A 13,230-nucleotide genomic window follows, 5' to 3' on the forward strand; every position below is an offset into this window, starting at 1 on the left:
GACTACGACTTCGAGCAACCGCGCCTGCAACTGGAAAGCGCCGCCACCAGCGCGTTCGAACCGGACCTGGAGGACTACGACTACCCCGGCCGCTTCACCGAGCGCACCCGCGGCCGGCACCTCGCCCGTCGTGCCCTGGAGCGTCATCGCAGCGACTACCGGCTGGCCGAGGGCGACGGCGACCAGCCGAGCCTGCGCAGCGGCCACTTCCTGGAGCTCACCGAGCATCCGCGCCGCGAGTGGAACGACCTCTGGCTGATCCGCGCCGTGCACCATGAGGGCCGCCAGCCGCAGGTGCTGGAGGAGTCGGTCACCAGCGATACCGCCGCTGGCGACGGCTTCCAGCAGGGCTACCGCAACCGCTTCGTCGCCACGCCCTGGGACACCCTGCATCGCCCGCCGCTGAAGCATCCCAAACCCAAGGTGCTGGGCAGCCAGAGCGCCGTGGTCACCGGGCCACAAGGCGAGGAGATCCACTGCGACCCGTACGGCCGGGTCAAGGTGCAGTTCCACTGGGACCGCGAGGGCCAGGCCGACGACACCACCAGTTGCTGGCTGCGGGTATCGTCCAGCTGGGCCGGCGACCGCTACGGCGGCATCGCCATCCCACGGGTCGGCATGGAGGTGCTGGTCGGCTTCCTGGAGGGCGACCCCGACCAGCCGCTGGTCACCGGCTGCCTGTACCACAAGGAGCACGTGGTGCCCTACGAACTGCCGGCCCACAAGACCCGCACGGTGTTCAAGACCCTGAGCTCCCCCGGCGGTGGCGGCTACAACGAGCTGCGCATCGAGGATCGCCAGGGCGCCGAGCAGATCTATCTCCACGCCCAGCGCGACTGGGACCAGAACGTCGAGCACGACCAGAAGCTCCGTGTCGGCCATGAACGCCACGACACGGTCGAGGCCAACAGCTACAGCGAGTTCAAGGCCGAGGAACACCGCACCACCCACCTCGACCGCAAGAGCGAAGTACGCGCCAGCGACCACCTGACCATCGGCGCCAGCCAGCACGTGAAGGTCGGCCAGGGCCAGCTCACCGAAGCCGGTCAGGAAATCCACTACTACGCCGGCAGCAAGGTCGTCATCGACGCCGGCATGGAACTCACCGCTGTCGGTGGCGGCAGCTGGCTCAAGCTCGATTCGAGCGGCGCCAGCCTGAGTGGCGCGACCATCATGATCAACTCGGGCGGGGCGTCGGGCAGCGGTTCCGGCCTCCAGATCGTCGGGCCGCGTTTGCCAGGGATGACGGATAGCGACCAGGCGGGAAGCCTGCTCGACCCCACCACCGGCAATGCTGCCAGGCAGTCTGCCAATCAACTGACCGTGCGCCTCGCTCCGCTGCCAAACCTGCCCGGCTATGCAGACGAGCCCTACCAGCTCTTCGCGGACGGCGCGCTGCTCCAGAAAGGCTTCAGCGATCCCCAGGGCTGCGTGCGCTTCGAGCACAAGCCCGGCACCAAGGCTTACCTAATCGAAACCGTGAATGGACACCGCTTCACGCTGGAGCTGAAGGAGCAGACCGATGCCACGGGCAACGCACTCGATGAGCGATTGGCACGCCAGGGCTATCGCAGCTATCCGGCAGAAGCGGCCGCACTGGCACCGCTGCTCGACGGCGAGCACTTCCGCCGCCTGCTGGCGGGACGAGACCAGGACGCCGAGTAAAAGGACTTACACCATGACCTATCTTGAACAGAACCTGTGCCTGATGCCCGAAGAGCGCAGCGCCACGGCGACCCTGGACTGGTTCGCCCATCGCAACAATCCACTGAGCCCACCACGCCCGGCCGGCAACATCGTCGAGCCACTGATCTGCGGAGAGGAAGCCTTCGGCAAGTTCCAGGCCTGTATCGAAAGGGCGAGCAAGAGCATCGACATCATCAGCTGGGGCTTCGATCCGGGCCTGCGCCTGAAACGTGGCGGCTCCAGCCAGGAAACGCTGGGCGAACTGCTCAAGCGCAAGTCCGAGCAGGGCGTCGAGGTACGTGTGCTGATCTGGAACAACAGCTTCGCGCAACTGGGTGAAAACTCGGTGATCGGCGAAGGCTGGTCAGGCCGGGGGGGTACGGGGCTTGGCTCGGGCGTCACCGCTGGCCAACCCGCGGACGTCGGCGCGCGCGAAGAGAAGCGCCAGAAACTGCTGGAAAAGCAGCGGCAGGAACGTAGCAGGCTGGAGCGTCTGTCCAGCGACGACGAAAATGCCCAACGCGCCAGCCGGGACGAACTCATCGCCATCCAGCAGGAACTCGACAGTCTTGACGGCACCTACCTCAAAGGCAGCGATTCGGGCGGTACCGTGCAACAGCCCGAAGACCAGGCCAAGACCCGCGACTGGTATCGCTGGGCCTACAGCAGCGCCGCGAAGAACATCGAGTTCCGTACCCGCGACTATCCCTGGCTGCTCGACCTGAGCTACAGCGACGAGGATGGACTTCGGGCCCACTGGGGACGTCTGGTCATTCTGAGCAAACTGATCGCCCGGGAGCTGCCCGACAGCAGTTGGCTGCATTACGCCGCTCTGAGCTTCTTCCCCAGTCATCACCAGAAGACCCTGGTGGTCGACTACCTGGACGCTGAGCGGGCCGAAGGCATGGTCATGGGCCACAACCTGCAGCGCAATTATTGGGATACCACCGCCCATGCCTATGACGATGCCGCCGGCCGGCGCGACCCGGGTTTCGGCCCCTGGCAGGACCTGTCGCTGCACGTCCGTGGCCCGGTGCTGTTCGACCTCAACCACAACTTCTGCAACGCCTGGGACAACGCCACCTCCTGGATACGCCGGCTGTTCAGCGGGACGCTGGCCGACCAGCGTGCCGCCGTCAGATGGCTGGAGCTGATCCGTAACGACGGCGAGGCTGCGCAGATCTGCCGTACCCAGGCCCAGGAAGGTGGCGAGACCACCATCCTGGAGATCTACGAAAAGGCCTTGGGCAACGTGCATCAGTACGCCTATATCGAGAACCAGTACTTCCGCTACTCCCCCCTGGCCGAACGCCTCAAGTCCACGGCTGCGCAGCGCAAGGCCGCCGGGGCCTGTAACGACCTCCACCTGTTCGTGGTGACCAACACACCGGACAGCAAAAACTTCTCCAGCAAAACCTATGAAATGCTCGACAGCCTCGGCCAGGCCGAGCTGATGCCCCTCGCTCACCGCGACTACCTCTACGACCAGCGCCAGCTCGTCTACCGCGAACGCGAATTGGCCAGTCGTCCGGCCTCAGCGGAACGCGACCGCGAACTGGCGAACATCGATAAACAGAAACGCCAGTACAACATCGACGAAGCCCGTGCCGACGAACTGATCGCCCTCGACCCCAACGCCCACTACAACAAGGCTGCCGCTCGCGAGCTGGAGCCGGAAATGCTGCCGCCGGAGGGGCTGAAGGTGATAGTTGCGACCCTGGTCAGTTGCGATGGTGGTACCAGTGCGGCACGGGGTGCGAAGAACCAGGCCGAACGCCAGACGGATCAGCAGATCGGGGAAGTTCTCGGCCCCGAGCAGGGCACGGCGAAATACAAGCCCATCTATGTACACAGCAAGCTGCTGCTGGTCGACGATCTGTTCTTCACCCTCGGCTCGGCCAATATCAATACGCGCAGCCTGCACAGCGACTCCGAGCTGAATATCGCCATGCCCAGCCCGAGAACGACACGACTGTGGCGGGACCGACTGTGGAAGATGCATTCGGGATTCCCCACAACCGACCATATCGACGAAGACTTCGCCAAATGGGAAAGCGTCGTTAGTAAAAACTGGGAAAACCAGAAAAAGAGCCGACCTTTAAATGGGATCCTGACCAGATTTTGGGACTTGGTGACACCTTATGCGATCGCCCTGGATTAATGCACTGCTGACAAGTTTGCTTATGACCTTTGGAACCAATGCGATGGCCTACGAGTTCAAATGCGTTCACGAGAAGGATACCGCCCCGCCACTCGACGCGGTGGCCGACGGCTGGTTCCAGCAGGCCCGCGAACTCAGCAGGCCACGCCTGCCGGACTGGACGCAGGTCGCCCGGCTCTACCAGCAGGCCGCCGACAAGGACCACTGGAAAGCCATGCACAACCTGGCCGAACTCTATCTGCGCGGCAAGGGCGTGCCCAAGGACACCAACCACGCCGTCGATCTCTACCTACGCATGGTGGAACTCGAGGTGCCGCTCGGCTACTACGATATGGGGGTCATCACCCAGCGTGGCGTCGGGGTCGCGCAGTCCGACCGGGAGGCCATTCTGTTTCTCCTCAAGGCTGCCGACTTGGGCAACCCCAATGCCCAGACTCGCATCGGATACATATACATATATGACAAAAACAAGGACTCGGTAGGCCTCGGATATCTTAAATGCGCAGCCAACCAGGACTTCGCCGACGCCAACTACAAACTTGCAACATACTACGAGGGTACAGACGCAAATTACCCTGTCGCCATGCACTACTACCAGCGAGCGGCCTCTCTGGGCGAAGCAAAAGGCGCAATGAACATCAACAATGTATTCGAGAATGGAAAATTTCAATATGAAAAAAACGCAAATATAGCTCAGGCATATTACAAGGTCTTCAGGCAGCTACTCGACGACCCCAATCTGCGCTTCCCCAATCTGGCCAAGGACTATCCTCTACCGCCCCACCCGATCCAGGGCTATCACGCCGACAAGGACATCAACTGGAAGCCGACTGGGCGGGACGATGATTACTAAGGCGCTGGCTCTCGCCATGCTTTGCGCCATGCCGGCGATGGCCTACGAATTCAAGTGCGTCCACGAAAAGGATACCGCCCCGCCGCTCGATGCGGTGGCCGACGGCTGGTTCCAGCAGGCCCGTGAGCTCAGCAGACAACGCCTGCCGGACTGGACGCAGGTCGCCCGGCTTTACCAACAGGCCGTCGACAAGGATCACTGGAAGGCCATGCACAACCTGGCCGAACTCTATCTGCGCGGCAAGGGCGTGCCCAAGGACACCAAGCAGGCCGTCGACCTCTATCTGCGCATGGTGAAACTCGAGGTGCCGCTCGGCTACTACGATATGGGGGTCATCACCCAGCGTGGCGTCGGGGTCGCGCAGTCCGACCGGGAGGCCATTCTTTATCTCCTAAGAGCTGCCGACCTCGGCAATCCGAATGCCCAGACCCATATTGGCTATATATACATCCATGAAAAGCGCAAATACTCTGTTGGCTTGGGCTACCTGAAATGCGCAGCTAGACAGGATTTTGCCGACGCAAACTATAAACTCGCCACTTACCACGAGCTTCTCGACAGAAATTACCCCGTCGCCATGCACTACTACCAGAGAGCGGCCTCTCTGGGCGAAGCAAAAGGCGCTGGGGAAATCACTAACACTTTCAAATATGGCAAGCTTCAATACGAGAAAAATGAACAAATAGCCCAAGCCTATGACAAAGTTTGGGAGCAATTACTCGACGACCCCAGCCTGCGCTTCCCCAACCTGGCCAAGGACCATCCCCTGCCGCCCCACCCGATCCAGGGCTATCACGCCGACAAGGACATCCACTGGAAGCCGACGGGGCATGACGATGATTATTAAGGCTCTGGCTCTCGCCATGCTTTGCGCCATGCCGGCGATGGCCTACGAATTCAAATGCGTCCACGAAAAGGATACCGCCCCACCGCTCGACGCGGTGGCCGATGACTGGTTCCAGCAGGCCCGCGAGATCAGCAGGCAACGCCTGCCGGACTGGATGCAGGTCGCACGGCTCTACCGGCAGGCTGCCGACAAGGACCACTGGAAGGCCATGCACAATCTGGCCGAACTCTATCTGCGCGGCAAGGGCGTGCCCAAGGACACCAACCAGGCCGTCGATCTCTACCTGCGCATGGTGAAACTTGAGGTGCCGCTCGGTTACTACGATATGGGCGTCATCACCCAGCGTGGCGTCGGGGTCGCTCAGTCCGACCGGGAGGCCATTTTATTTCTCCTCAGAGCGGCCGATCTTGGCAACCCGAATGCACAGACCCACCTTGGGAATATTTACATCTATGAACTGAAAAAGAGAAAGCTTGGCGAAGCCTACCTCAAGTGCGCCGCTCATCAAGACAATGCCAAAGCAAACTACGAATTGGCTGAATACTACGAAATAGTAGACATAAACATTCCTGTCGCCATGCACTACTACCAGAGAGCGGCCTCGCTGGGCGAGTCAAAAGGCGCAATGAACATCAGCGAAGTATTCGAGCGCGGTAAATTTCAATATAACAAGAACGAAAATACAGCCCAAACGTATGGAAATATTTTGCAGCAATTAATCGACAACCCCAGCCTGCGCTTTCCCAACCTGGCCAAGGACCATCCCCTGCCGCCACACCCGATCCAGGGCTATCACGCCGACAAGGACATCAACTGGAAGCCGACGGGGCATGACGATGATTATTAAGGCACTGGCTCTCGCCATGCTTTGCGCCATGCCGGCGATGGCCTACGAATTCAAATGCGTCCACGAAAAGGATACCGCCCCGCCGCTCGACCCGGTGGCCGACGGCTGGTTCCAGCAGGCCCGCGAACTCGGCAGGCAACGCCTGCCTGACTGGGCGCAGGTCGCCCGGCTCTACCAGCAGGCCGCCGACAAGGACCACTGGAAGGCCATGCACAACCTGGCCGAGCTCTATCTGCGCGGCAAGGGCGTGCCCAAGGACACCAACCAGGCCGTCGACCTCTATCTGCGCATGGTGAAACTCGAGGTGCCGCTCGGCTACTACGATATGGGGGTCATCACCCAGCGGGGCGTCGGGGTCGTGCAATCCGACCGGGAGGCCATTTTGTTTCTCCTCAGAGCGGCCGATCTTGGCAATCCGAATGCCCAGACTCATATCGGCTACATATATATCCATGAAAAACGCAAATATTCTGTTGGCTTGGGCTACCTGAAATGCGCAGCCAGACAGGACTTCGCCGACGCAAACTACAAGCTCGCCACTTACTACGAGCTTCTTGACAGAAACTACCCCGTCGCCATGCACTACTACCAGAGAGCAGCCTCTCTAGGGGACCCCAAAGGAGCAGCAGATATAAACGAAGTATTCGAGAACGGAAAGTTTCAATATGAAAAAAACGAAAATATAGCTCAGGCATATTACAAGGTCTTCAGGCAGTTACTCGACGCCCCCAACCCGAGCTTCCCCAACCTAGCCAAGGATCATCCCTTGCCGCCCCATCCGATCCAGGGCTATCACGCCGACAAGGACATCCACTGGAAGCCGACGGGGCGTGACGATGATTATTAAGGCTCTGGCACTCGCCATGCTTTGCACCATGCCGGCGATGGCCTACGAATTCAAATGCGTCCACGAGAAGGATACCGCCCCGCCACTCGACGCGGTGGCCGACGACTGGTTCCAGCAGGCCCGCGAACTCAGCAGGCAACGCCTGCCGGACTGGACGCAGGTCGCCCGGCTCTACCAGCAGGCCGCCGACAAGAGCCACTGGATATCACGGGGGGAAGTGCGGCCATGATCCGCTGCTTCCCCCTGCTGCTTCCTTTCCTGCTTGCCGCCCAAGCCTGCGCCAGCCAGTTCGAGCTAGTCGTGCAGTGCCGACCACAAGACGGCAACCAGGCAATCAGATTGCTGCGCAGCCAACTACAACTCGACTCTTACCAGTACTGGATCGCCCACGACGGCAACATCTTCCCCGTGTTCGAAGACAAGACCTCATCGCTTGGCTTCGACATGCAAGTCCACTGCTCAGGTGGCGACGTCCCCCTCATGGTGTTTTCCGGGCAATTCACCGCCAACGCGCTACAGGGTGCCGCCATTGGTCTTGATCCGGCCAGCGGAACGCTGAACAGGATCGACTTTGCCGAGCGCAATCGCCCCCACTGGATAGCGTTGGATGGCTTCCGATTAAGCGTCATCTTCGAAAATAGTGGCCAGGAAAGCGCAAGTCGCTACCTCATCTACCGGAGCGATGGCCTCGTCGATGAAGTCGACGAGTTTCCATCCACCAAGCTTTTCGACTTGAGGCGTGAAGTTACACCCAACGTCGATGCTCGCTGACAAGGAGGAATACCGAATGAGAAAACGCTTTTGGCCCACCGCCCTGCTCCTGTGCCTGGCCGGCTGCTGCGGCAACTACAAGTTCAGCGACGCCGACTACCGCCCGTGGAGAACCGCGGCCACTGACCGCCCAAGGAGTACCACAACCATGGAACTGGTTTTCGAGTTGGTCAGCGCCCAGCAGTTCGCGCCGGGTCTGTTGACCAGCAAGACCTTCAAACAGGCTGGCGGCGTGATTGGCCGCGCCGAGGACTACGATTGGGTGATCCCCGATCGCAAGCGCATCCTCTCCGGCCATTACGGCGAGGTGAGCTACCGCGATGGCGCCTTCTACCTCACCGATCTCAGCAGCAACGGCATCATCTGATTCAAGTGGAAAAGCCGCTGGTCGATCCGCGGCCGTTTCGCTTCAAGCGGCTGTAGCGCCGAGTGCTGCGTCCCCGCCGACCGCTGGTAGCGCCTGCGAAGCGATATTCCTTGCTGTCGGTCACAGCCGGGAAATCTCGTCTGGCGGTTTCTTGACCCTGTACAGGGTATGAAGAGGCCGGTCTTGAACGCTGCCCTGCACTCCCGCCACCCTGCCGCCTTCGCCAATCCACGGATGGAGGCCAAGGCATGCTGGATGCCAATCAGGCGCATATCGCGCTGGCCATCGACGGCCACGAAGCCCTCGACACCCCCTACCGCTTCGATCTCGAACTGGTCGGCGAACGACCCGACCTCGACCTCGAAAGCCTGCTCAACCGCCCCGCCTGGCTGACCTTCGGCGCCGCCGGCCAGGGTGTGCACGGCATCGTCCACCGCGCTGCCCCGGGCGACTCCGGCCAGCACCTGACCCGCGATCATCTCAGCCTGGTGCCGCGCCTGGCCTACCTCGCCCAGCGCAGCAACCAGCGCATCTTCCAGCACCTCACCGTGCCGCAGATCCTCGCCCGCGTGCTCGAGGAGCACGGCATCCTCGACGGCGACGGCCTCCGCTTCCAGCTCGGCGCCGACTACCCCGAACGCGACTACTGCGTGCAGTACGCCGAGTCCGACCTGCACTTCGTGCAGCGGCTGTGCGAGGAGGAAGGCATTCACTACGCCGCCATCGTTTCCGGCCTGCTGGCTCTGGTGCGCCTGGCGCAACTGTCCTGGGCCTGGCTGGCCAGCATCCTGGGCGCTGGCGCCATTACCGGCGCCCTGGCTGCAAGCTGAGTGAGACGACCATGAACATACTGGAAAAACTGCAAGAGCGAGTTCCCGATCTGGAGTTCGAAATGCCGGATGGGACGCCGGTAGTCAAACTTGGATTGATCGCCACGCTCTACTTCAAGGATGGCTACACCTCTGATCTGAAACAGAAGGTAGTGCAATGCTTCGAGCGGTTTTATATGGAATTCAAGCCCCAACTGAAATGGCATGTTTATCGTAGAGATAAAAAACTGACCGACAACAGCTTCCAAAAAACGACAACCCAGATTCTTGCAACAGGACCGAATGACCAAATCTATTGGAGCCTAAGCAGTTCTGAAGGGGTGCACGATGCGCCGAGCTATTGCCTGTCGGTCATGAACAGCCACGAAATCCATGCCGCTCAGGATCGCTCGTACATAAAACTGGCACTACCTTGGTCACTCCTGATTGAGCCCAATGGGTTGGATCGATACAACCAATGGCTCGTCTATCTATGCAATCAAGTCAAGGCCGAGCATGGCTATGGTGGACTCTCCAGTGCTCTTCCAAACGACTACGACAGCTACATGCCCACCGAGTATCAATTGGCCCAGCAGTATTCCGGACTGGAGGTCGACACTTTCGCCTACTCCATGGGGCGGGAGCTCATCAACCATATCAAAGGCGTCAATTGGTACACGGTTATTGGCAACGGCTACGTGGACCGTCTCGGTGGGGAAGCCGCCATTCGCCATGCACTGAGCGGGCACGGCGATATCGAAATTCTCCGTTACGACTACGGGCTGATCATTCGCGCCGGGCAATACCCCGAGCTGGGTGCAGAGGAGGACGGCCTTCCCCAGGCCTACGTCGCCGTCAACAAGGTTGTCAGGCCACTGCGTATTCCCAACCCCGACCAACTTCATTCCTACTCGCCCTATGGCGACTGCTTCGACCAGGAAAGTACCGACCGCTGGTATGCCCGGTTCGACCAGGACGAACTGCACTCCACCCCGACCCGCATCGTCGCCGGTCAGCCCTGCACTCATGCCGGTTACTGGTTCACCCCCGCCCAGCCCCACTCCCGTCGCCATTTCGCAGAGGGCGAGATCATGCCCTGTATCGAAGATTCAAGCTGGGGCGACACGCTTTGGTACTGGAGCAACGAGGGTCACGCCTGATGTCCGCACCAGCCACGACACTCTCCCTCAGCAAAGAAACTTCCCAAAAAAGACGCCAGCGCTTTCTTGACGAAGCGCACTACATGGCCACCTCAGCCTTCTATGACCAGCAACAGGCCTATTGGCAAGCAAACCATATGGAGTCCGACTCCCCCGAACAGGAGGCCGCACTCAAATCTCGGCACATCCAGGCCGGCGCCCTCTCAAGAGTCATCCTGACCTATACCGCAGGGGAGACGATTGAGGAACTATCCCCACAACTGGAACAACTGATTCAAAAATACGAAGAATATCAAAAGAATTCTGCAATTTATGAATCACTCCCCAACATCAGCCCCCTGGCGATTGATGACTGGCCCTATCAATACGAGGAGTGCGTTCAGGTAATCAGCCTGTGCATCCTTCTCCACCGTATCGATCTGCTCGAGCGTTTCGTTGCTCTGATCGACAACGCCGGCTATGCGGGCGAAGACACCCTGTACGAAGACTTGCTCGCGAAGGTCCTTCCCGATCGCCATGACGTAGACAAGTGGTATCACGACCTCTACACCCCGTTGATTCGCGCGATCTATGCGGAGGACAAGAGCGAGGCCACTCGCCTGCTCAAGGAGTATTGCAACCAGTGGTATCCCGCCTTCGCGCAGGCGCCCTGGCATGACGCGCATCTGGCCGGCGAAGAAGGCTCCTACGTCGGCTACTGGGCCTTGGAAGCCGGCGCCATCGCCTTCCTTTACGGCATCGACGACAGCCAGATCGACCACATGGTCTACCCCAGGGACCTGGTCGCCTATGCCCGCAACTTCACTCCGCCGACCGGCTCGCCGCAGATCGGTCGCGTCGAGGCCGGTCAACCCTGCCCGCGTGCCGGCTATTGGTTCACCCCGGCACAGGCCAATTCCCGTCGCCACTTCCAGCAAGGCGAACCCATGCCTTGCTTCACCGGTTCCAGCTGGGGCGACACGCTCTGGTACTGGTCCGGCGAGGAGTCTGCCTGATGCCGACCGCCCATTTCCCCCTCTCAACCGGAAGAGAGCCCACCATGCTGTCCCGCCTCTACCCCACCGCCCTGCTCGCCCTGCTCCTGTGCCTGGCCGGCTGCAGCGGCAACTACAAGTTCAGCGACGACGACTACCGCCCGCTGGGCGAACCGCCGATGGAGAACCGCGGCCACTGACCGCTCAAGGAGTACCGCAACCATGGAACTGGTTTTCGAGATGGTCAGCGCCCAGCAGTTCGCAGCGGGCATGTTGACCAGCAAGACCTTCAAGCAGGCCGGCGGCGTGATCGGTCGGGCCGAGGACTGCGACTGGGTGATTCCCGATCGCAAGCGCATCCTCTCCGGCCATCACGGCGAGGTGAGCTACCGCGATGGCGCCTTCTACCTCACCGACCTCAGCAGCAACGGCATCCAGCTCAAGGACAGCGGTGCCAGCCTGGCCAAGGGTCAGCCGCAACGCATCGAGCACGGCAGCGTCTACTGCCTGGGCGACTTCGAGATTCGCGCCCGGCTGGTGCGCGATCCGGCATTGTTTGACGGCGATGTCGGCCGCCCGCTGCCGGCCGGCAGCATCATTCCCGACGACGCCTTTCTCGACCTCGATCCGCTGACCGCCCTGGACCAGCAGGAGCAGGTGTATGCCGAGGTCGACGAAGTGGCCCTGCTCACCCGACCACGCTCGACGCAGGCGCCGCAGCGCGACTATGCGCGCATCGACATGGAGAGCCTGCCGCTGCCCGAGCTGGTGATGCCGAAGGCCGCCCCCGCGCCGGCCCCCGCCGCCCAGCCGACGCCGCTGCCGGCGGACTTCTGGGAGCGCTACGGCGAAGCGCTCGGCGTCGACCTCGCCGCCCTCGACGAGGCCGAGCGCGAAGCCCTCGCCCTGCAGGCCGCACGGCTGCTGCGGCAGAGCGTCGGCCATCTGCAGCAGGCGCTGCGCACCCGCAGCGAGCTGAAGAACGAGCTGCGCCTGGCGCTGACCACGGTGCAGAGCGCCGGCAACAACCCGCTCAAGCATTGCGCCGACGCCGATGAGGCCCTTGCCGCCCTGCTGCGCGGCGGCCGGCCCGGCCAGTTGCCCGCCGGTCAGGCGCTCGGTCGCGCCTTCCGCGACCTGCAGGCCCATCAGGTGGCCCTGCTCGCCGCCAGCCGCGCGGCGGTCAACGGCGTGCTCGAGCAGTTCGCTCCCGAGCAGCTGACCCTGCGCTTCGAGCGCGAGCACAAGCCGCTGCTGGCCACCGCCGGCAGTCGCTGGCGGGCCTACCGCCGTCTGCACGCCGCGATGACGCGCGACGACGACTGGGGCGAGCGCCTGTTCGCCCGCGACTTCGCGCGAACCTATGAAGAACAGGTGCGCCTGATCGCCACCCTCGACACCGACCTGCAAGGATGATGGACATGCCCCGCCTCCTGCCCCTGGCCCTGCTGCTCGCCCTCGGCGGCTGCTCGGCGCTGTCGCCCTGGTCCGAGACGACCAAGCTGGACCTCACCCTGGCCGGCGACCAGCGCCTGAATCCCGACCTCCACGACCGTCCCTCGCCGGTCGTACTGCGCCTGCTCGAACTCAAGCATCCGGCGGCCTTCGAGAACGCCGACTTCTTCACCCTCTACCAGCGGCCCAAGGAAAGCCTGCAGCCCGACCTGGTGAGCAGCGAAGAGCTGGAGCTGCGCCCTGGCGAAACCCGCAGCCTGAAGCTCTCGGTGCAGCCGGGCAGCCGCTATCTGGGCGTGCTGGCCGCCTATCGCGACCTGCCGGAAAGCAGCTGGCGGCTGGTTGTCCCGCTTGAGGAGCGCCAGCACAACCGCATCGAACTTGACCTGGACGCCCGCGGCATCCACCCGCGCGCCGCCGATGAGCAGCAGCCCCACAAGGACGAGGATTGAG

Annotated in this window: 13 protein-coding genes and 2 pseudogenes; all 15 read left to right on the forward strand. The window is 61.8% G+C overall.

Annotated elements, in window-relative coordinates:
* A partial coding sequence (gene tssI / locus LMJ29_RS12735) for a type VI secretion system tip protein TssI/VgrG (RefSeq protein WP_229605897.1) occupies positions 1-1,665 on the forward strand: 1,665 nt, incomplete at its 5' end.
* A 13-nt stretch (positions 1,666-1,678) separates the two neighbouring features.
* Entirely contained in the window at positions 1,679-3,847 is a 2,169-nt protein-coding gene (locus LMJ29_RS21030) for a phospholipase D-like domain-containing protein (protein ID WP_319942222.1), read from the forward strand.
* Between the two features lie 43 nt (positions 3,848-3,890).
* Positions 3,891-4,700: a tetratricopeptide repeat protein gene (locus LMJ29_RS12745; protein ID WP_229605898.1), complete on the forward strand. Its 810-nt coding sequence runs from the start codon at positions 3,891-3,893 to the stop codon at positions 4,698-4,700.
* Positions 4,690-5,547: a tetratricopeptide repeat protein gene (locus LMJ29_RS12750; protein WP_229605899.1), complete on the forward strand. Its 858-nt coding sequence runs from the start codon at positions 4,690-4,692 to the stop codon at positions 5,545-5,547. Before LMJ29_RS12745 ends, LMJ29_RS12750 begins: the two co-directional genes overlap by 11 nt.
* The gene (locus tag LMJ29_RS12755; RefSeq protein WP_229605900.1) at positions 5,531-6,394 is read left to right on the forward strand and encodes a tetratricopeptide repeat protein; all 864 of its coding nucleotides are present in this window, start codon (positions 5,531-5,533) and stop codon (positions 6,392-6,394) included. Before LMJ29_RS12750 ends, LMJ29_RS12755 begins: the two co-directional genes overlap by 17 nt.
* The gene (locus LMJ29_RS12760) at positions 6,378-7,241 is read left to right on the forward strand and encodes a tetratricopeptide repeat protein (RefSeq protein ID WP_229605901.1); all 864 of its coding nucleotides are present in this window, start codon (positions 6,378-6,380) and stop codon (positions 7,239-7,241) included. The genes LMJ29_RS12755 and LMJ29_RS12760 overlap by 17 nt, the downstream gene beginning before the upstream one ends.
* On the forward strand, positions 7,231-7,470 hold the full coding sequence (locus LMJ29_RS12765; protein ID WP_229605902.1) for a hypothetical protein: 240 nt from the start codon (positions 7,231-7,233) through the stop codon (positions 7,468-7,470). The genes LMJ29_RS12760 and LMJ29_RS12765 overlap by 11 nt, the downstream gene beginning before the upstream one ends.
* Positions 7,467-8,012, forward strand: coding sequence for a hypothetical protein (locus LMJ29_RS12770; protein WP_229605903.1), 546 nt, complete (start codon positions 7,467-7,469; stop codon positions 8,010-8,012). Before LMJ29_RS12765 ends, LMJ29_RS12770 begins: the two co-directional genes overlap by 4 nt.
* A 148-nt stretch (positions 8,013-8,160) precedes the next feature.
* Positions 8,161-8,373, forward strand: a pseudogene (locus LMJ29_RS12775) (FHA domain-containing protein); the annotation flags it as partial.
* A gap of 254 nt (positions 8,374-8,627) precedes the next feature.
* A pseudogene (locus LMJ29_RS12780) lies at positions 8,628-9,095 on the forward strand (contractile injection system protein, VgrG/Pvc8 family); the annotation flags it as partial.
* 125 nt (positions 9,096-9,220) lie between these two features.
* Positions 9,221-10,348 (forward strand): type VI immunity family protein, encoded by a 1,128-nt coding sequence (locus LMJ29_RS12785; protein WP_229605904.1) that lies wholly within the window; start codon positions 9,221-9,223, stop codon positions 10,346-10,348.
* Positions 10,348-11,343: a PoNi-like cognate immunity protein gene (locus tag LMJ29_RS12790; protein ID WP_264758887.1), complete on the forward strand. Its 996-nt coding sequence runs from the start codon at positions 10,348-10,350 to the stop codon at positions 11,341-11,343. Before LMJ29_RS12785 ends, LMJ29_RS12790 begins: the two co-directional genes overlap by 1 nt.
* A gap of 44 nt (positions 11,344-11,387) precedes the next feature.
* The gene (locus LMJ29_RS12795) at positions 11,388-11,522 is read left to right on the forward strand and encodes a type VI secretion protein (protein ID WP_229605905.1); all 135 of its coding nucleotides are present in this window, start codon (positions 11,388-11,390) and stop codon (positions 11,520-11,522) included.
* Between the two features lie 22 nt (positions 11,523-11,544).
* Entirely contained in the window at positions 11,545-12,738 is a 1,194-nt protein-coding gene (gene tagH, locus LMJ29_RS12800) for a type VI secretion system-associated FHA domain protein TagH (protein ID WP_229605906.1), read from the forward strand.
* 5 nt (positions 12,739-12,743) lie between these two features.
* Entirely contained in the window at positions 12,744-13,229 is a 486-nt protein-coding gene (tssJ, locus tag LMJ29_RS12805; RefSeq protein WP_229605907.1) for a type VI secretion system lipoprotein TssJ, read from the forward strand.
* Position 13,230 lies beyond the last annotated feature (1 nt).

Origin of the sequence: Pseudomonas oryzagri, from assembly GCF_020831405.1 — a bacterium.
GTDB lineage: Bacteria > Pseudomonadota > Gammaproteobacteria > Pseudomonadales > Pseudomonadaceae > Geopseudomonas > Geopseudomonas oryzagri.

What these genes read in the sequence shown, in the direction of transcription:
- LMJ29_RS12750 (WP_229605899.1), top strand. Translation starts at nt 4,690, where the DNA reads ATGATTACTAAGGCGCTGGCTCTCGCCATGCTTTGCGCCATGCCGGCG.
- tssJ (WP_229605907.1), top strand. Translation starts at nt 12,744, where the DNA reads ATGCCCCGCCTCCTGCCCCTGGCCCTGCTGCTCGCCCTCGGCGGCTGC.
- LMJ29_RS12790 (WP_264758887.1), top strand. Translation starts at nt 10,348, where the DNA reads ATGTCCGCACCAGCCACGACACTCTCCCTCAGCAAAGAAACTTCCCAA.
- LMJ29_RS12765 (WP_229605902.1), top strand. Translation starts at nt 7,231, where the DNA reads ATGATTATTAAGGCTCTGGCACTCGCCATGCTTTGCACCATGCCGGCG.
- LMJ29_RS12760 (WP_229605901.1), top strand. Translation starts at nt 6,378, where the DNA reads ATGACGATGATTATTAAGGCACTGGCTCTCGCCATGCTTTGCGCCATG.
- LMJ29_RS12745 (WP_229605898.1), top strand. Translation starts at nt 3,891, where the DNA reads ATGGCCTACGAGTTCAAATGCGTTCACGAGAAGGATACCGCCCCGCCA.
- LMJ29_RS12785 (WP_229605904.1), top strand. Translation starts at nt 9,221, where the DNA reads ATGAACATACTGGAAAAACTGCAAGAGCGAGTTCCCGATCTGGAGTTC.
- LMJ29_RS12755 (WP_229605900.1), top strand. Translation starts at nt 5,531, where the DNA reads ATGACGATGATTATTAAGGCTCTGGCTCTCGCCATGCTTTGCGCCATG.
- LMJ29_RS21030 (WP_319942222.1), top strand. Translation starts at nt 1,679, where the DNA reads ATGACCTATCTTGAACAGAACCTGTGCCTGATGCCCGAAGAGCGCAGC.
- tagH (WP_229605906.1), top strand. Translation starts at nt 11,545, where the DNA reads ATGGAACTGGTTTTCGAGATGGTCAGCGCCCAGCAGTTCGCAGCGGGC.
- LMJ29_RS12770 (WP_229605903.1), top strand. Translation starts at nt 7,467, where the DNA reads ATGATCCGCTGCTTCCCCCTGCTGCTTCCTTTCCTGCTTGCCGCCCAA.
- LMJ29_RS12795 (WP_229605905.1), top strand. Translation starts at nt 11,388, where the DNA reads ATGCTGTCCCGCCTCTACCCCACCGCCCTGCTCGCCCTGCTCCTGTGC.